Source organism: Gardnerella sp. C0026F2 (assembly GCF_056590715.1).
Genome location: NZ_JBWPWR010000001.1, coordinates 193753 through 212252 on the forward strand (window position 1 = coordinate 193753; position 18500 = coordinate 212252).

Below are 18500 nucleotides of genomic sequence, written 5' to 3' on the forward strand. Positions count from 1 at the left end.
TCGTTAGTAGAAACGAAGGCAGAACATCGCTTGTCATGTGCTCTAAGTTCACTATTGAGTTTGCATGGAAAGTCCATAAGAAAGGAGGCATTTTATGTTTCGCATGATTTGCTACAGAGTATTGCTGTTTATTCTTGCTTTACTTGGCATTTCTGTAGTTATTTTCATATCGTTACGTGTACTTCCGGGCGATGTTGCGCAAGTTATGGCTGGCTTAAACGCTCCTAGCGGAAAAGTAGAGGAGCTTAGAGCAGAACTTGGTATTAATAAACCACTTTTTACTCAGTATGTTGACTGGATTTGTGGTGTTTTCCGCGGTGACTTTGGCGTGTCTATGTTAACTGGTCGTTCTGTAAGTTCAACTATTGCGATGCGTGCTTCTATTACTTTTCCGCTGATTCTTTTGGGTCTGTTTATTGCTTTAGTAATTGGTATCTCACTTGGATGTTTGCAAATTACTCATGAAGGCAAACTTTCACAGGCAATTATGCGCTTTTTGGCTATTACAGCAGGCTCTGTTCCAGCATTATGGGGTTGCATGCTACTTATTTTGCTATTAGGACGCGGTATTGGTGTGTTCAGTTTGTTGCCAACTCAAGGTTTCCCTACAGATGGCTGGAGCGAATTTCCTGAAGCTTTTGCGTCTCTTCTTATTCCGGCTCTTACGGTAGGACTTATTGTTGGCTCTAGTTTTATGCGTTATACTGCTGCAACTGTTGAAAATATTGTTAAAAGTGAAGTAGCTTCTCAAGCTATGGCTTGCGGAATGACTCGCAAACAAGTTGTGTGGCGTGTTGGTTTGCGACTTGCTCTTCCTCAACTTGTATCTGTTATTGGTTTAACTTTCGCTCATATGGTTATGGGTGTGATGGTTATTGAAAACCTGTTTTCCTTACCTGGTATTGGTACGGGAATGGTTCGAGATGTTGGTTTGCGCGATCTAATTGCAGTGCAAGGTGAGCTTTTTATGCTTGCTGCGCTGTTCTTACTAATCGGCTTTGTAGTTGACATTACCCACCGACTACTTGACCCTAGGTTATCTAAAGATAGTTTGAATTAATTTCCTATTGTTGAATCTAACATGCGAATAAGGTGAGTTTTTATGTGCAATATGTCTAAAAAAAGTATCAAAGTAAAATCTACTTTGTTTAAGCGCATATGGAATGCTACTTTCGGTAAATTTGTGTGTTTAACGTTTGCAATATGGTTTTTTGTTGCTTTGCTTTCGCTTTTATGGACTCCGTACTCACTTTTAGAAACTAATGGTTTTAAAGTATGGCAGAAGCCGTCTTTTTCGCATTGGCTTGGCACGGACGGCACTGGTTCAGATATGCTTAGTTGGCTTATGGCTGGTTCAAGAATTGAGCTGATTCTCGTTTTTTCTACTGTTCTAGTTGCTACTTGTGTTGGGTTTATTGTTTTGAGCTTTATGATTTCTAGTTCACAAATTGTTCGCACAATAAGCATTATGTCTGTTGACGCATTGATTTCTATTCCAACTGTTTTAATTGCGCTTATGCTTGCAGTTCCGTTTGGAGCTAGTGTTGTTGTGATTGTTATTGCTTGTGGAACTGGCTATGGCTTGAATTTAGCACGTATTGTACGGCCTAGTGCGCAGCTTGCGTTGCAATCTGATTATGTGACTTCAGCTGTTTTGCAAGGTTCCTCGCGTAAATATGTCCTTATTCATCATGTTTTACCAAATATTATTCCTGTTGCTTTTGTTGAGCTTTCTCTTTCTGCAGGAACCGTTATTTTGGCTGAAAGTGGCTTAACATACTTGGGTATTGGTGTTCCTGCTGGAGTTCCTAGCTGGGGGCGCGTGTTGGCTACTTCTGTTTCGTTAATTCACGTAAATCCTTTATCGGTTGTCTGGCCGGGTTTGATTGTGACTGTGGTTGTTGTTGCTCTTAATCTTTTTGGTGACGTATTGCGCAAAGTTTTAGATCCTTCATCAAAAAGCACGAATAAAGTAGGGGAAAAATGAGCTTAAATATTCAAAATCTCACGCTAAAACTTGGCGGAAAACTAATTCTTGACAACGTATCAATTGAGATTTCTGACGGTGAGCGTGTTGGCTTAGTTGGTTCTTCTGGCTCTGGTAAATCTATGCTAATTCGAGCTATAACTGGATTATTGCCGTCAAATGCTGAAATTTCAGGCTCTTGTATGCTTGGTAATCTTCAAACAGTGAAAGCAAAAGATGAAAACTTAGCTTCTATTCGCGGAAAATACGTTGGCGTAGTATTTCAGCAAGCTAATAGAGCGCTTAATCCAATGTTAAGCGTTGAAAAACAAATTTCTTTGCCTTTGCGAATACATTACAATCTAGATGATGACGATATTCACAATCGAGTATGCATTATGCTTGAAAAAGTAGGGTTGTCAAAAAATCTCGCATCTAAACGCACGTTTGAGCTTTCTGGAGGTCAACAGCAGCGAGTTGGTATTGCTACAGCTTTGATTACCTCTCCGCGTTTGATTTTGGCTGATGAGCCCACTACTGCGCTTGACTCGGTTACACAAAGTGAAGTTGTTCGAATGCTTGCTTCACTTGTAGATGATATGGGCGCTTCAATGCTTTTTGTAACGCACGATTTTTCTGTGCTTTCACATGCTGCTAATCGTTGTTATGTGCTCGATTCTGGGCGTGTGGTCGATAGTGAAAATGTTAAGAATTTGCTTGATAATCCGCGTATTTCTTCGACTAAACAATTAGTGAGCGCTGCTAAAAAGTTGACTTTTAGAGCGCAAAATTTAGATTCTAAAAATTTAGATTCTGCAAAAGTTGGTTCTGCAAATACTGATTTTGCAAATATTGGTTCTGTAAATACTGGTTCTGAAAACGATGATTTTAAGGAATTTAATTCCCATATTGGCAACAGTGAAGAAAATTCGCTTATAAATGCAAAAAATATTCACGTTACTTTAGGTCGCGCAAAAACTCGTGCTGAAGTGTTAAGCGGTGTAGATTTAAATCTTAATATCGGCGAATCTTTGGCGATTATTGGCGGATCTGGTTCCGGCAAAACAACTCTTATACGCGCTATGTTGGGGCTTGAAACTCTTTGCGAAGGAAACGTTACTTATTGCGGTGAAATCGTAAATAATGCAAATTTATTAGAAGTAAATAAAAATGCTTGTACTCTTATGAGACGCGAATCGTCGCTTGTATTTCAGCATCCGTTTGCTGCATTAGACCCACGCTGGACAGTTCAAAAAAGTGTTGCTGAGCCTCTTAGAATATGGCGAAAATCGCTTAAATTAGACGATGCAACTATTGAACAGCGTGTTTGCGAAATGCTGAAATTAGTAGGCTTAAAACCTGAAGATTTTTTGGAACGTCACCCTCACGAGCTTTCTGGCGGTCAAGCGCAATGTGTTTGTATTGCTCGCGCATTAATCAATAATCCTCGAGTTTTGCTTGCCGATGAGCCTATGAGTGCAATTGACGTTGCGGAAAGAACTCGCATTTTAGACGCTTTTGCGGCAATTCGCTCGGAGCGTAAAAACATGTCATGCATATTTGTAAGTCATGATTTGGGTATGATTCGGCATTTAGCAACGCGAGTTATTGTTCTTAATGAAGGAAAAGTTGTGGAATGTGGCAGTGTAAGTGATGTGCTCAATAATCCACAAAATGACTACACTCGTGCTCTTGTAAACGCAGCAATCATGTAAATAAATATTTCAACTAATAAATCTTTCAACTATTTAGGCAACTACCGTCTACTATAGAAGTACTTAGTACGTTAAAGAGTACATTGTTTATTGTGTAGTTAAGTGAAGGGAATACTTATGAATAAGCAGGATGCGTCTAGACCTAGACCAGAAAGTTTTGAACTAGATCATACTAAAGTAAAAGCACCTTATGTGCGCTATATAAATACGCAAAAAGGTCCTAATGGGGATGTTATTTCCAACTATGATATTCGTTTAACGCAGCCTAATGAGGAAGCAATTCCTACTGCAGCTTTGCACACAATTGAGCATATGATTGCAGTGTTACTTCGCGAGCGTATTGATGGCTATATTGATTGCTCTCCTTTTGGTTGCAGAACTGGTTTTCATCTGCTAACTTGGGGCGAACACAGCACAGAAGATGTGGCGCGCGCTTTAAAGGAATCTCTTGAGTTTATTGCGTTTAAGGCGACTTGGGATGATGTTCCTGCAACAACTATTGAATCTTGCGGCAACTATAGAGACCACAGTTTATTTGGTGCTAGTCAATGGTGTAAAGATATTCTGGCGAAGGGAATTAGTTCGGATCCTTTTGAGCGCAAACTTGTGTAAGTAATAATTAGCTAATTTTGCGTAGCTTTATTTGCTTTCTTTTAGAGGTTGGCATGGAAGATATAACATTGAGAAAAGCAACTCTTGGTGACTTGCGAAATATTGAGCATATTTATGAAAATGCTCGCAAATTTATGCGTGTTACAGGCAATCCTCATCAGTGGGGGAATAGTTTTCCACTTGTTTCAAGTGTTATTGAGGATATTCGTTTAAAACGTTTCTATTTGATTGTTGACGAGGATCCAGAATCGCATAACGAGCGTATTCTAGCGCAATTCGCATTATGCGAAGGTGTTGATGAAGTGTATGCCAGTATTGACGGTGCGTGGCTTGATGATATTTCTCCTTATGTAACAATTCACCGCTTAGCATCTTCAGGAATAAAACCAAAAATGGCAACAGCGTGCTTGCATTGGGTGCAGCAAAACTATAATAATGTACGCATTGACACGCATCCAGATAACGTAATTATGCAAAAAGTAATTACGCGTGCAGGGTTTAATCGTTGTGGGTTGGTCGTTATTCCAGATCGTGCACACAGTGCAATACGTATTGCATACCAATGGGTGCAAACACTTAATCATGTCATATGAAATGCGCGTGTGTTCTTAAAAGCTTATGGAGAGTATACAAAAGAGCATGTAGCATTAAAGCATACTAAATCAGTTAGGTGAGTTATGAGTACAGATTTAAGTAATGCGGCAAGTAATAGTGCACGTAATACAGCAATGTTAGAAGCAAACTATGCTCGCGCGTTAAGTGCATACCCTGGGCAGGTAATCGTCGATTTGAAGGCGCTTCGAGACAATATGCGCACTTTGGTTGCGCGAGTTTGTAAAGATTTGCAGCCTGGTCAGAATGCGCCGGAAGTTATGGGAGTCGTAAAAGCAGACGGATACGGTCACGGTCTTATCCCTAGTGCGCTCGCGGCTTTAGCTGGAGGCGCTACTTGGCTTGGCACAGCTCAGCCGTACGAAGCGTTACGTTTGCGCGCAGCAGGTATTGATTCCAGCTGTTGTCATATTCTCACTTGGCTTACTAGCGCTCCAACTACGAGATTTGCAGATCTGATTACAGCAGATATTGATATCTCAGTAGGCTCTGTTGACTCTCTTGATGCTGTAGCTTTTGCTGCACGAAAGTTAGGTAAACCTGCTCGCGTGCACGTAAAAGTCGATACTGGTTTTGGGCGAAATGGTTTTACGCCAGCAGGTTTTAGCGCCGCTTTAGAAAAGTTAAAGCAGTATTCGAGCGAAGGCGTAATTGAGGTTATTGGTCAATGGAGTCACTTAGCTGTGGCAGATTCGCCGGACGTTCCAGAATTTGTAGATGCAACCGACCGGCAAATCCAACAGTTCCACGAGTTTACAAAACGCATGAGTGAAGCTGGTTTAGCACCTAAAATCCGCCATTTAGCTAATACTGCTGCAACGCTTAATCGTCCAGAAATTCATTTTGAGCTTGTTCGTCCAGGAATTGGTTTGTACGGGTACGAGCCGGATCCTGCAATGGGGGATTCTCAAACTTATGGATTGCAACCAGCTATGACGCTTCAAGCGCAACTTGGCACTGTAAAAGCTGTAGAAGAAGGGCATGGAATTTCCTACGGGCGCACGTATTTAACTCCAAATAATACGAGTACTGCTATTGTGCCGCTTGGTTACGCTGACGGAATTTTGCGATCTGCTTCCGGATTTGATATGCAAGGTGCGCGTCATGTTGATAAGCAGGGCGGACCAGTTAGAGTAGAAACCAATAAAGGTGCGCGAATTTTGAACGTTTCAGGGCGAGTTTGCATGGATCAGTTCATAGTTGATTTAAAAGGCGATGCTTCAGAGTTAGGAGTGCGAGAAGGCGATACTGTAACGCTTTTTGGACCTGGAAGAGGCGTGGAATTTGCTGAGCCTACTGCAGACGATTGGGCAGAAGCTGCAGGAACAATCAGCTACGAAATCATGACTGGAATCGGGCCTCGCGTGCCGCGCCTTTACCGCAATGCTTACGAAGTGCTATCTTCTAGCGATATTGCAAAATTGGACGCAAAAAGTCTTATATAGTTTGTTGCTGCTTGTTATTGCTTGGTTTTTTAGAAGGTCATTAATAGCCTTAATTGCAAATAAAAGAGGTGTTGTATGTGCGACGAAGTAATTGCATCAGATAATGAAGTCGTTGGCGAATACGATTTGCACGACACTGAGCGTTGGGCGAGTGAGCCTCATCACACTCGTGCGAGAACGCCTTTTGAGAGAGATCGCGCGCGAATCATACACTCGTCTGCTCTTCGTCGATTGGGTGCAAAAAGCCAGGTTTTAGTTGCAGGCTCGGATGATTTTGCTCGAACTCGCTTGACACATACTTTGGAAGTTGCGCAAATTGGTAGGCAAATTGCAGCAATGCTTGGATGCGATCCGGATGTTGTTGATTGCGCTTGCTTATCGCACGACTTAGGGCACCCACCATTTGGTCATAACGGGGAACGCGCGCTCGCAGAATTAGCGAAAAATATTGGTGGATTTGAAGGAAACGCACAAACTCTTCGCTTACTTACGCGCTTGGAACCGAAAGTTTTTCGTGAAAACGGCAGTAGTGCAGGAGTAAATCTTACGCGCGCAGCATTAGATGCTGCAGTGAAGTATCCGTGGGGATTAGAAGAAGCAAAAGCGCACGATAAAGGCGAGCGTGATTTGAAATTCTGCGTGTATCCGGATGATCGAGATGTGTTTGAATGGCTGAAAATTGGTGCTCCACGCGAAGCAAAACCAATGGAATGCCAAATAATGGATCTTTCAGACGACATTGCTTACAGTGTGCACGATATTGAGGATGCGATTGTAACTGGCGCTTTTAATCCGGCTTTAGTTGCAGATTCAAAAGTTGTAGATGAAGTTATTGAAGAAACCCATGCATGGTATGGTGAGCGTTGGGATGTAGATAAACTTTTGGCTGCTTTGCAACGTTTGCGCTCGCTTCACATGTTTCCTAATTCTTTCGACGGTTCTCGTCGAGCGCTAGCGCAGCTAAAAAATATTACTAGTGCTCTTATTGGTCGTTTTGCAAGCTCTGTTGAGCACGCTACGCGTGAGCGTTATGGTAACGGCCCGCTTGTTCGCTACCGCGCAAACCTTGTGATTCCGGAAAATACCTCCTACGAAATTGTGATGCTGAAAAGCTTAGCTGTGCACTTTATAATCGCTCCTCGCGAGCGTGAGGTTTATAAGCGCGAACAGAAAATTTTGACAGATTTAGTAGAAGTATTTATGAGCAAGTCGCCGCGCTCGCACGATGCAATGGAGGAAGTATTCGTGGGAGATTGGAACGAGTGCACTAACGATGATGAGCGTCTTCGTGTTGCAATCGACCAGGTGGCAAGTCTTACAGACGGTTCTGCTACAACTCTTCACGCGGCTTTGTGCTAGGTGCTTTTACTAAGTGCTTTTTCTGGGTGAGCTGTGAGTGTAGATTTGTTGTAAAGACTAAATTGTGCGAAGAAGGTTGAGAATGTTTTGTGCAAATTGCGGGAATAATATTACTCCTGGAGAAAAATTCTGTGGTAACTGTGGTGCTTCTGTTTCATACGGGAATAACGTTGAACAATCTCAGCCTACGGAAGTGATGCAGTCTACTGGAGTAGAGCAGCCTACTGAAGTGATGCAGCCTGGAATTCAAATAGCTCAGCCTGAATATGCAACTCCGCTTATAAAAAATCGCAAGCTAATTATTATAAGCGCATGCGTTATAGCAGCGGTTGCAATTATTGCTGCAGCAATCTTCTTCTTTACTTTTCCGCATTTTCATAAAGCATCGCCAACTGATCGCATAGTCGTACCTAAAGCGAAAACCTCACAATCTGCGCAAGATGTTGTACGTGAACTGCAAGAAAAAGGTATTGAAACTCACGTAATAAAAGATTTCGGAGGAAGTAAACCAGGTAATTTTGCGCGATATCAAAACGTAAAACCTGGGCAAGTTATTCACGGGGATCGCGTTGTAACGGTTGTTGAATCCAAGGGACCGGGCGTGCCAGCAAAGGGAGTAATAGGAAAAACTGTTGAAGAAGCAGCGCCTCTATTAAAATCAATGGGAGTTCCAGTAAAAGTTTACAAAGTAGCCTCACTTCATCCTGGAAAAATCGCCGCAACTAACCCAATGCCAGGAGATCCTTTAGATGAAAATAAAGAAATCTTCATAGGCGTTGGAGAAGAAGATAAATATCCTGACAGCGGCAGGTCTGTTCCTGTTGAATTATTCGATAAAGATAAAGACGAAGCGTACAAAATGATGTCTGATGAAGGATTCAAAGTTAGACTCGTACCAAGGTACTCATCCCGAAAACACTTAGGCAAAATTGTTGGGTCTAATCCTGGATTAGGGCAATCACATAGGGGAGATTCCGACATAACGCTTTATTATGGCGCTGATGCTTCTGAAACTAAGAAAATGTTTACTTCAAAAAAGTACTATAGCGAAAATCTCACTACAGTTGAAGTATCAACACTTACACCGTTTGTTGGAAAATGGTGCACTAAATCGGGAGATTGCTTAGAGTTTGAACCTGGAAGTAGCATGGACCGCGACGATCCAGAACAAAATAGTTCACTACGTCTTCACGGGCCACATGCTATGGATGATTTAGTTAACGACGATAAGACACAGTATTATCACAGTTTTGGAATGTGGCAGTTTACTCAAAACCTCGTAGGAAGCGCAATCAAAGTTTACGACGGTGAAAAACATAATTCACTTCCTATGCAAAATACGTTGCTATTTGGCGACACGGGAATGGTTGATATATTCCGCGATGGCGGTGATCCTTATTGCGGCAATGAAATATACACTTCGCCTGCAGGACCTTGCATTAACGGAAAATTTGTTTCGTATGAAGATTTAGATAAGAATCCTCTTTATTCAAGTTACGGACCTGGTTACGAGAAAATACCTGGAGCTAACAAGGGTATAACGTATAGAATGCGCGCATATTTCGTTCTTGTTCCGGTTAATGCAAAGCTCGACGAACTAGAAGCAAACGGATTCTTTAAGGGCAAAGGAAAGACTAAACCGGATATGGATCGTCCGTTTATTTTGCGCAGAGATCCTAAATATTACAGTAAATCAGAGCTAACAGTTGAGGCAAAAGATGGAGATGTGAGGCATAATCCATTTGTCCCAACTGAATTTAATAAGCCTGTACCTTTTGCTCCAGCTCCGGATGATTCAAACGTCTACTACCTAGTTGAGAAGCCGTTTGATTGGTGGTTCCTTAAAGATAGGGAATTGTAAAGTAGCAAAAGATTGCGGAAGATTGCGGAAGATTGCGGAAGATTGCGGAAGATGCGGTTTGCGCAATTATTTGCGATTTGTGCATCTTCCGCTGATTTCGTCTCGTATTTTGTCGATATTATCGGTTGGTTTGGTGTTTTCGACAGTTTCGTCTCGCGTTTCGTTTATTTCACCAAATGATTTTGTGTTTTAGACACAATTGGTATAAAAGCGTGCTAATACCAAGTAAAGTAGATAAAACAAGCACGTTTTACAACGATTCGCTAGGGGAATCGTCCCAGTCGAAAGGTTCTTCCACAAGATAATACGCGTTCGAATCATCCGGTGCTGGTGCGAACGGAACTGCGCGACTACTCTCCGTAGGCACAAAAGGATTAACCCAAGCACTTCCCGGTTTCTGGTTCCTGCGTGTTTCTTTGTATAGCTTAGGATCTCTGCGCAAAATAAATGGACGCTTCAAATCTGGCTTGTGTGTAGGCTTTCCAACAAAATATCCGCTGTTTACAAGCTTGTCGAACTTCGCTCCAACTGGCACGATTACCATAAAATCTCGCATAGTGTAGTAGTAGCCTAGGTCGTAGCCTGGTTCATTATGAATTCTGTCATATTCTTCTGGATTGTTATCTGGAAACTGAACATATTTTCCGTTCACACACGTGAATCCAGCGCCCATAATAAAAGCATCCTCACCGCCGCATTCTATAACTGCTCCACCAGAATACAGTTCAACAGCACCAGTATCGCCAGAAATAAGATGGTTCCTCATAAATTCACTATCTGGAATATTCTTATCAAATATAGCGCGATCAGTTGGATCTTGACCTCCTGAATTTAGTTCAAGAACACCTTTCGTATTTATATAACCTTTGTTGTCTTCATCAGGTATTCTACCGTTTTTATCTGCAATATCTGCAGGTATAAGTTCTGTAATACTTTTTTCGTCGCTTTCCCACTTTTTCTCATTTTTATAAAGACGTGGAATAAGAGTTATGCATTTACCACTCTTCGTGCACCATTTGCCTATAAAAGAACCAGCTCGGGTTACAAGATAAGCCGTTTTATCGTTATAATCCGTTGGTTCTGTTACAACATCCCTAGTCTTGGATGCGTCAACACCATAATAAAGCGTTACGGCTTTAGGCTTGCCTTTAGTGCCCAAAGCAGGGTACGCGCCAACAATTTTGCCGAAATATTTTGGCGACGAGAACTTCGGGCGAAGGTTAACTCCGAAAGGCTTAGAAGATAGCATTTCCTTGGCTTTGTCTTTATCTAATCCAAACAAATCAACTGGCACGCCATCGCGTTTTTCGCCGATAGCAACATGAATCACGCCGTCTTTACCAACAGCGTTTCCAGGCATCGGGCTAGACGAAACGATTTTACCTACTGCAGCATCTGTGGAAGGAACGTGATGCAGCCTTACCGGAACACCCATCGACTTCACGATTTTTTTGGCTTCGTCTAAACTTGCTCCAACAACGCCTTTCGCTGGAACGCCAGGACCTTTAGATCTTAAAATCTTCACAACCGTGCTAGTAGACTTGTGCGAACCTGGCTTAACATTCACATACCGAAGGAAACTTCCCTGTTTCTCAGAACTAAACTCGTCTATAACTTTCGTGCGGAAACCGTTATTTTCCAGGGTTTTTGCAATATTATCCGCATTGTCTCCAACTTTTGCTTTGGGGATTACTCCTGGATTTGAATTTAATCCTATAGAAGTTAAAGAAATATTTTTGGCGAAATACCAGACTGTTCCAGCTAATACAAGCACTACTGACAGCACGATGCTAGTAATTATGATTGCAATTTTTTTACTACGCTTATTTGGTTTATTGTTAGTTTTTTGATCTTCAAAAGTTTTATTTTGTTGGAGTAGAGGTAATTGCGAAGATTGTTGTGATTGCTGTTTAGTTTGGGTTGGCTGGGTTGGTTGAGTTGGCTGGGTTGGTTGTGTCGGTATAGTCTGTTGTGTTGGTATGGTCTGTTTGGTTGATTGAGCTGGCTGGGTTGGTTGAGCTGACTGAGTTTGCTGAGTCGACTGCGCTTTTTGAGCTTGTTGAGTATATGTATAACTTTTAACAGGGGTTCCGCACAAATTGCAGAACTTGTCTCCTGCATTAATTTTGCTTCCGCAATTCTCGCAAAACATACTATCCCTCTTACAATCTTTCTAAAATCTCTATTTTTTCGGATAATAAACACCTACTTGTATATTACCTCCGTATTGAATAATTTGTAGTCAATATAGAAGTCGATTTCACCAAGTGATTTTGTGTTTTCGACGGTTTCGTCGCGCGTTTTGTTTATTTCACCAAATGATTTTGTGTTTTTGACGGTTTCGCTTTGCAGAAAACACTAAAGTTATGTGCGCAATACCACTCGCCGCAGATTTGCGATAAGCTAGATAGCATGGTTGGAATGATTGTGAAAGAAGACATTGAGCGCGTGCGCGCTGCGGCAGATTTGTATGACATTGTGTCTGCAACAGTGACGCTTAAGCCTTCCGGAACTGGCACTTTTGTAGGTCTTTGCCCATTCCACGATGAAAAAACTCCAAGTTTTAGTGTGCGACCAAGCTTGGGAGTATGGCACTGTTTTGGTTGCGGCGCTGGCGGCGATGTATTTAAGTACGTTGAGCAAAAAGAGAATATTGATTTTCGTGAAGCGGTCGAGTTTTTAGCAGATCGTTACCACATTGAGATGCATTATAAGCAGGAGCAAAATAGTGATTCTCAAGCGCGCGGTTCTAAGCGAGCAAGGCTTTTAGAAGCAAATGAGGAAGCACAAAAGTTTTTCGTTTCAAATCTCGGCACCAAAGAGGCAGCTCCTGCGCGCGAATTACTTGCAGGGCGAAACTTTACTCCTCAACAAAGTGCGCGTTTTTCTTGTGGCTACGCGCCTAAAGGCTGGGATAATTTAGTTAGATATTTGGCAAATAAAGGTTTTACGCGTCAAGAGCTTCTCGACGCTGGACTCGCTAGACTCGGTCAGCGCGGAATATATGATTATTTCCGCGGCCGCTTAACTTGGCCTATTCGCGACTCGACTGGTCGAACTCTCGGCTTTGGTGCAAGAAAGCTTTACGACGACGATTCTATTAGCGCGAAATATATTAACACTCCTGACACTGTACTGTATCGAAAAACGCAAGTTTTGTACGGAATTGATTTAGCTAAGGCGAATATTGTAAAAAAGCGTCAAGTTGTAATTGTTGAGGGCTACACGGACGTAATGGCATGCCATTTAGCTGGTATTGATACTGCTGTTGCAACTTGCGGAACTGCATTTGGTGTTGAGCATGCGAAGATTGTGCGACGCCTTATTGCAGACGATTCTTTGGGTGCGATTCAGCTTGTTGGCCCACTGAAGGTAGATGGACAGTCTGTAAGTTCGCGCATCGTTTTTACTTTCGACGGCGATGCTGCAGGACAAAAGGCTGCGCTTCACGCTTTTGGTTTGGATTCTGCGTTTTTGACGCAAACTTTTGTTGCCGTAGCAGACAATAATCTCGATCCTTGCGATTTGCGTATTCAGCGCGGTGACGAGGCTGTACGTTCGCTTGTTGCACATGCAAGTCCGCTATACGATTTTGTTATTGACACAGTAATTAATCGTTTTGATACTTCGTTCACGACTGGCCAAATGGGTGCGGTTAAAGCTGTTGCGCCTCTTATTGCGCAGATTCGCGACCGTTCTCTTCTTGATTTGTATGCTCGCAAAGCTGTTCGCGCAATTGGCGTTGATTTAGCTGTTATGCGTAGGGAAGTTGAGGCTTCTCGCCGCCGTTTGCAAGTTCGCGACGACGACGCTTACGCATCTAGGTATAACGCTGCTCCTGCTGTCTTGCCGCAGGCTGCTGAGCGTGATGCAGATTCTAAAGCCTCTAGAATGGCTATTGTTCGAAGTTCTGCTAAAAATCAGCATTATTATCGTGTGGATGATGCTGTATTTATGTGCGAACAACAATTTATGGCGTTACTTTTGCAAGTTCCGCTTGCGTTTAACGAACAGTTATTTGCAAAATTAACGTTAAATAATTTTATTACACCAGTATTTCGTACGCTGTTTCAAGCATTTGTAGCTGCAGGTGGATTGCCGGTTGGCAATGTTTCGCAAGGATTGTGGCTGCACATGATGACAAAAGCTTCAGGTCCTTTGCTTGAGTCCGTTATTACAGAGCTTTCTGTAATGCCGTTGCCGCTTCCTGCAGCTTCAGACTCGTTAGAAGATACCGGCAATCGACAGAATCAGCAAGTTTCAAACGGATCTCCTTCAGATCTTTTGCGGAAAGCTACGAGTGCAGAAAGTAAGTATGCAAACGAGCTGCTTATTCGTCTTCTTGATATCGGCTATATGCGTAGAATCGGTGCTGCTAGAGCGCGTATGGCGAAACTAAAGGATGGTCAGGAAAAGCTTGAGCTTCTAGGGAAAATCACCTCAATGGAAGCTGCTCGCAAAAACTTACAGTCGCAAATCATGTAGCCTTTCATGCAATCTTTTGTACAAAACTGTACTAACAAACAAAAGACCACGTAATCTAGTGTGATTACGTAGCCTTTTGTCTGCAAAAATTTATTGAAACTCAGTTACTAAAGTCAATATCTCCGAGTTTTTCAATAAGCTTCATATTCTCGCTGTAATCAACCGGGCAGGAAATCACATCGACGCCGCTTTCCTGATCCAGCGCTTCACGCAGCATGTTGTACAAATCCTCCGGCCTTTTAACAGAGTGACCGCGCGCGCCAAAGCTTTCAGCTAGTTTTGGCACATCCGGATTATGGAAATCAACGTATTCGTGTTCGCCTGCATGAAGTTCCATCTTCCACTTAATTAAGCCATAAGCGTTATCTTCCCAAACAAGAACTACCATTCGGCTGCCAACGCGCACTGCAGTTTCAATTTCCTGCACGTTCATCATAAAGCTTCCGTCGCCCATCACAGCCAAAACCGGTTTCGTGTTAATTTTGCCGGAATTATCGCGAATAAACGAAGCTCCAACAGCACCTGGAAGCGTCCAAGCCATAGTTGAAAGACTGTTGTCGATTATGCAAGTATTCGGATGCATAGTTGGGTACAAGCGTGCCATCCACATTTTCAAAGCGCCTGTATCTACAAGAACCTTTGTGCCTTCAGGAACAGCGCGGCGAATATCGTAAACTACGCGCTGTGGTTTCATTGGAATGCTTTCGTCGTTTTCGCAAGAATGTAATTCTTCCGTAAGTAGTTGTCGAATACGTGGGTGACTTACGTCAAAAGTAATGTTTCGTGTCTTTAATACTTCTGTAAGAGTTTTAAGCGTTTGGCCAATATTCGCCATAATATTCAGCGCAGTAGGGTAGTGTGCGTCGGTATCTTCCACAAAAGTATTGATGTGAATAATAGTTTTATCAATATTTGGGTTGATTTTCTTCGGGTCGAACTGCTGAATTGAGAAGCCGACAGCAATAATCAAATCAGCAGTGTCAAACGCGAAGTTCTCGTAATCGCGATGCATGAAACCGACTACGCCAAGTGCATTAGGGTGATTGTCTGGGAAAACGCCCTTACCTTCGAAAGTAGTTGCAACCGGCACATTAAGCTGCTCAGCAAACGCAAGAAGCTGATCCTCAGCGTGAGAGCGCGCAACGCCGTTTCCAGCCAAAATAATAGGTTGCTTTGCTTGACTAATAATTTTTGCAGCTTCTTCAATAGTGTCTGGCGCTGGCATAATATGCAGAGGATGCGGAAGTGGAAGAGGCTTTGCATCGTCAGGTGCTGGCATTTCGCTAATATCTTCCGGAATAACAAGGCATGTGGCTCCCGGACGGTTGTGGCCTGCAATAGAGAAAGCTTTTCGAACCATTTCCGGCGCAGATTCTGGAGCAAGCATCATAGAAGACCATTGCGTAATCGGTTGGAAGAGCGCAACCAAATCAATAATTTGGTGAGATTCCTTATAAAGCCTAGAAACGTTACCTTGTGCGCAAATCGCTACAAGCGGTGTGGTGCTTGCGTTTGCTTGAGCTACAGGAAGTGTTAAATTCAATGCGCCAGGACCTAGAGTTGCCAAGCATACGCCCGGTTTTCCAGTAATATGAGCGTATGTTGCTGCCATAAAACCAGCGCCCTGCTCGTGGCGAGTAAGCACAAAACGAATTCGTCCATCGCGCTCAATTGCTTCAAGAAGCGGAATATTTTCCTCACCTGGAATACCGAATACTACTTCAACTCCTTCGTTTACCAAGCATTCAACAACTAAATCTGCAGTATTGCGCTTGTGGTTTTCACGAAGATGCATTTGACGAGCAAGTTTTTGTTCAAGCTTTTGATCTTCTGTTTTGTTTATTTCTGCCATAATTCGCTTCTTGTGTAGACGACAAATTCTTTGTTTTATTATGATATACGTAATCTTGTCTTTAAATGCAATTTTTGCAATGCGCGTGTCATAAAAAAGGGCGGAATTTTATGTTAGCTACTTTAGGCTAAATCACGCTATTAATAGTCGCTAATTTATTGTTATTGCAACGATTTTGTCGGGAATTTAACCCGATTGTGGGACTGGGTTTCTAGTATAATAGAGCCATTATGTCTATTGCGTTACGGAGGAATGATGAAGCGCTGGCTGTTGAATGTGGTCAAGTGTGAAACCATTCTTATTGTTGCCGCAATTTTGGCAGTTATTTCCTGTTTTTTGGTACCTCCAGATCCGCAATATTTGAGTTATATTCATCTCAACACTATTTCGCAATTAGTGTGCCTTATGATGGTTGTGTGCGGATTCCAGCGCATTGGTGTGTTTAGATCTATTGGTGCGCGTTTGCTAAGGCATGTGCGCACTGAGCGCGGCTTGGTGCTCGTGCTTATGTCGTTAACATTCTTTTCGGCAATGTTTATTACGAACGACGTTGCTCTCGTAACTTTTGTGCCTTTTGCACTATCTGTGCTCGTAATGGCGAATGCTGAAAAGCAGTCAATTCTTGTAATTACGCTTATGACTATTGGTGCCAATGTTGGAAGTATGCTCACTCCTATTGGCAATGCTCACAATCTGTATTTAAAGGCGCTGACTCATATGTCTACGCAAGATTTTTTGAAGATTATGGCGCCTTATACGATTACAGCAGCACTGTTGATGATTGTATTTGCATTCGTATTCTTTAAATCGCGCAAAGTTGATCAGTTTGCAGGTTTGCATGGTGACGATATTGAGCAAAGTGTGTTGGCTCCTTCGCATGGTCATCCGCAGCCTGATGAAATTCGTGTTATGGGCTATGGTATGAGTTTTACTCGCTGGCGTGTTACTGTTTATAGTTTGCTGTTTGTTGTTTGCTTGTGTGGTGTTAGTGGATGGATTCCTGACTGGATTATGGTGTTTATTATGGTTGCAGCTTTTCTTGTTTGCGACCGCCACGTATTCCGTGTTTTAGATTGGGCTTTGCCACTCACGTTTATTATGTTCTTTGTTTTTATTGGCAATATGCGTCGAGTTGATGGATTTAGCGATCTTGCGCAAATGTGGGTTGGCACGCATCCGATGGAAGTTTCTATTGCTTCAAGCCAATTTATTAGCAACGTGCCGACGACGATTCTGCTTTCTGGATTCTGTGATCAGTGGAAGCTTCTTATTATTGGCACGAATCTTGGTGGAATGGGTACTTTGATTGCTTCTATGGCTTCGCTTATTTCTTATAAGGGAATTACACACCAGTATCCGCATTACCGTGGGCGTTATTTGCTCACGTATACTATTGTCAATGTGTTCTTCCTTGCAGTGTTGATGTCACTTGCGTGGATTATTGAATAACAATTTTTTATGTAAACGTTTGATATTTATAATTTTATGGCGCGTTGATAGCAGTTTTTGGTATAATATTCATTTGTTTGCCTCTGTAGCTCAAAGGATAGAGCAACGGCCTTCTAATCCGTTGGTTGCGCGTTCGAGTCGCGTCGGGGGCACTATGAAATCTTGAAATCGCATAGTGCATTTCAAGATTTTTCATAGTGCCGAGCTTGCTCAAGGTTGAAAGCACGGTGTGCTTTCAACGCAAGCGAGGTCTGCGCGCGTCTTAAAGACGCGTGCAGTGTGTTCTTGTTGGGTTTGTTTTTGGTTTTTGTTTGGTGTTTTACGAAGCCCGAAATTATTGGAATTTCGGGCTTTTTAAAAGTGCCGAGCTTGCTCGTGGTGCAAAGCACGGTGTGCTTTGCACGCAAGCTCAGTCGAATGTAGATTAGCCATGAGGACAGCGCTCCGCTCTTGCTTGCCGTGGTGCGAGTTTTTGGGGGATTTCTCTACTCGCAGGCGCGACGACCCGCGTTCGCGCAGTCGCTCATCTGCGCCAGTAACGAAAAAACGTTGTTATACGTTACTCGCGCAGAAACCGTACTGCGCCAGTAACGAAAAAACGTTGTTATACGTTACTCGCGCAGAAACCGTACTGCGCCAGTAACGAAAAAACGTTATTATACGTTACTCGCGCAGAATACCAACTGCGCCAGTAACGAAAGAACAGTCAGTGCGAAAGTGTCTCGGAGCGCTCACTGCTCGCGGCAGCTTTCGCATAAGCCGAATACTTCTAGCGTATGATCCACAACAGTGTACCCGTGAGATTCAGCTACTTTATGAATCCAGCCCTCATCGTCAGGCGGCTCAATGTCGACTGTTTTCCCGCAACGTTCGCACACTAAATGATGGTGATGAGTATTTTCATCGCAAATACGGAATAATTGCTGTCCCTTAAAACGCACGGTATCTACTTTGCCGCTTTGAGTTAAAGAATTAAGTTGACGATACACTGTTGCTAAGCCAACAATCTCCCCGTCTTTGGCGAGTATTCTGTGCAAATCTTGTGCAGAAACAAAATTACGAGACTCGCGTAAGTAGGAGAGTACTATTTCCTTTTGTTTTGTATGTCTATGCATAGGCTCACTAGACATTTCGCATCCTTTCG

The 18500-nt window shown here is 42.7% G+C and carries 13 protein-coding genes and 1 tRNA gene; 11 read left to right on the forward strand and 3 right to left on the reverse strand.

Annotated elements, in window-relative coordinates:
* Positions 1–94 precede the first annotated feature (94 nt).
* The 8 genes from AC1EK3_RS00625 to AC1EK3_RS00660 all read left to right on the forward strand — a co-directional run bounded on the left by AC1EK3_RS00625 (position 95) and on the right by AC1EK3_RS00660 (position 9570).
* Positions 95–1060 carry an ABC transporter permease gene (locus AC1EK3_RS00625; RefSeq protein ID WP_421789712.1) on the forward strand — a complete coding sequence of 322 codons (966 nt, stop codon included), beginning with the start codon at positions 95–97 and terminating at the stop codon, positions 1058–1060.
* Positions 1061–1102: 42 nt separating this feature from the next.
* Positions 1103–1987, forward strand: a complete 885-nt coding sequence (locus tag AC1EK3_RS00630; RefSeq protein ID WP_421789714.1) for an ABC transporter permease — start codon at positions 1103–1105, stop codon at positions 1985–1987.
* On the forward strand, positions 1984–3681 hold the full coding sequence (gene nikE, locus AC1EK3_RS00635; RefSeq protein ID WP_480033282.1) for a nickel ABC transporter ATP-binding protein NikE: 1698 nt from the start codon (positions 1984–1986) through the stop codon (positions 3679–3681). Before AC1EK3_RS00630 ends, nikE begins: the two co-directional genes overlap by 4 nt.
* 117 nt (positions 3682–3798) lie before the next feature.
* Complete coding sequence (locus AC1EK3_RS00640) at positions 3799–4293, forward strand: S-ribosylhomocysteine lyase (protein WP_004106032.1); 495 nt, start codon at positions 3799–3801, stop codon at positions 4291–4293.
* 53 nt (positions 4294–4346) lie between these two features.
* Positions 4347–4886 carry a GNAT family N-acetyltransferase gene (locus AC1EK3_RS00645; RefSeq protein WP_480033281.1) on the forward strand — a complete coding sequence of 180 codons (540 nt, stop codon included), beginning with the start codon at positions 4347–4349 and terminating at the stop codon, positions 4884–4886.
* Positions 4887–4970: 84 nt separating this feature from the next.
* On the forward strand, positions 4971–6350 hold the full coding sequence (gene alr / locus AC1EK3_RS00650; RefSeq protein WP_480033280.1) for an alanine racemase: 1380 nt from the start codon (positions 4971–4973) through the stop codon (positions 6348–6350).
* Between the two features lie 75 nt (positions 6351–6425).
* Positions 6426–7709, forward strand: coding sequence for a deoxyguanosinetriphosphate triphosphohydrolase (locus tag AC1EK3_RS00655; RefSeq protein ID WP_116973248.1), 1284 nt, complete (start codon positions 6426–6428; stop codon positions 7707–7709).
* 82 nt (positions 7710–7791) lie between these two features.
* Positions 7792–9570 (forward strand): PASTA domain-containing protein, encoded by a 1779-nt coding sequence (locus AC1EK3_RS00660; RefSeq protein ID WP_480033279.1) that lies wholly within the window; start codon positions 7792–7794, stop codon positions 9568–9570.
* 250 nt (positions 9571–9820) lie between these two features.
* Here the strand turns inward: AC1EK3_RS00660 and AC1EK3_RS00665 are convergent, their stop codons facing one another.
* Positions 9821–11722, reverse strand: a complete 1902-nt coding sequence (locus tag AC1EK3_RS00665; RefSeq protein ID WP_480033278.1) for a PASTA domain-containing protein — start codon at positions 11720–11722, stop codon at positions 9821–9823.
* Between the two features lie 260 nt (positions 11723–11982).
* On the opposite strand from AC1EK3_RS00665, the gene dnaG reads away from it, so the two are divergent.
* Positions 11983–14055 carry a DNA primase gene (gene dnaG / locus AC1EK3_RS00670; RefSeq protein WP_480033277.1) on the forward strand — a complete coding sequence of 691 codons (2073 nt, stop codon included), beginning with the start codon at positions 11983–11985 and terminating at the stop codon, positions 14053–14055.
* Positions 14056–14155: 100 nt separating this feature from the next.
* Here the strand turns inward: dnaG and AC1EK3_RS00675 are convergent, their stop codons facing one another.
* Positions 14156–15850 carry an acetolactate synthase large subunit gene (locus AC1EK3_RS00675; protein WP_480033360.1) on the reverse strand — a complete coding sequence of 565 codons (1695 nt, stop codon included), beginning with the start codon at positions 15848–15850 and terminating at the stop codon, positions 14156–14158.
* Between the two features lie 312 nt (positions 15851–16162).
* Between AC1EK3_RS00675 and AC1EK3_RS00680 the strand changes: the two genes are divergently transcribed.
* Both AC1EK3_RS00680 and AC1EK3_RS00685 read left to right on the forward strand, forming a co-directional pair.
* Positions 16163–17356, forward strand: a complete 1194-nt coding sequence (locus tag AC1EK3_RS00680; RefSeq protein WP_480033276.1) for an SLC13 family permease — start codon at positions 16163–16165, stop codon at positions 17354–17356.
* A 79-nt stretch (positions 17357–17435) separates the two neighbouring features.
* Positions 17436–17508: transfer RNA gene (locus tag AC1EK3_RS00685), tRNA-Arg, on the forward strand.
* Between the two features lie 579 nt (positions 17509–18087).
* On the opposite strand, the gene AC1EK3_RS00690 is transcribed toward AC1EK3_RS00685, so the two are convergent.
* A complete protein-coding gene (locus AC1EK3_RS00690) occupies positions 18088–18486 on the reverse strand; it encodes a Fur family transcriptional regulator (protein ID WP_480033275.1) in 399 nt (132 codons plus the stop codon).
* Positions 18487–18500 lie beyond the last annotated feature (14 nt).

What these genes read in the sequence shown, in the direction of transcription:
- AC1EK3_RS00640 (WP_004106032.1), top strand. Translation starts at nt 3,799, where the DNA reads ATGAATAAGCAGGATGCGTCTAGACCTAGACCAGAAAGTTTTGAACTA.
- AC1EK3_RS00655 (WP_116973248.1), top strand. Translation starts at nt 6,426, where the DNA reads ATGTGCGACGAAGTAATTGCATCAGATAATGAAGTCGTTGGCGAATAC.
- AC1EK3_RS00630 (WP_421789714.1), top strand. Translation starts at nt 1,103, where the DNA reads ATGTGCAATATGTCTAAAAAAAGTATCAAAGTAAAATCTACTTTGTTT.
- AC1EK3_RS00680 (WP_480033276.1), top strand. Translation starts at nt 16,163, where the DNA reads ATGAAGCGCTGGCTGTTGAATGTGGTCAAGTGTGAAACCATTCTTATT.
- alr (WP_480033280.1), top strand. Translation starts at nt 4,971, where the DNA reads ATGAGTACAGATTTAAGTAATGCGGCAAGTAATAGTGCACGTAATACA.
- AC1EK3_RS00625 (WP_421789712.1), top strand. Translation starts at nt 95, where the DNA reads ATGTTTCGCATGATTTGCTACAGAGTATTGCTGTTTATTCTTGCTTTA.
- AC1EK3_RS00665 (WP_480033278.1), bottom strand. Translation starts at nt 11,722, where the DNA reads ATGTTTTGCGAGAATTGCGGAAGCAAAATTAATGCAGGAGACAAGTTC.
- nikE (WP_480033282.1), top strand. Translation starts at nt 1,984, where the DNA reads ATGAGCTTAAATATTCAAAATCTCACGCTAAAACTTGGCGGAAAACTA.
- dnaG (WP_480033277.1), top strand. Translation starts at nt 11,983, where the DNA reads ATGGTTGGAATGATTGTGAAAGAAGACATTGAGCGCGTGCGCGCTGCG.
- AC1EK3_RS00690 (WP_480033275.1), bottom strand. Translation starts at nt 18,486, where the DNA reads ATGTCTAGTGAGCCTATGCATAGACATACAAAACAAAAGGAAATAGTA.
- AC1EK3_RS00675 (WP_480033360.1), bottom strand. Translation starts at nt 15,850, where the DNA reads ATGCATCTTCGTGAAAACCACAAGCGCAATACTGCAGATTTAGTTGTT.
- AC1EK3_RS00645 (WP_480033281.1), top strand. Translation starts at nt 4,347, where the DNA reads ATGGAAGATATAACATTGAGAAAAGCAACTCTTGGTGACTTGCGAAAT.
- AC1EK3_RS00660 (WP_480033279.1), top strand. Translation starts at nt 7,792, where the DNA reads ATGTTTTGTGCAAATTGCGGGAATAATATTACTCCTGGAGAAAAATTC.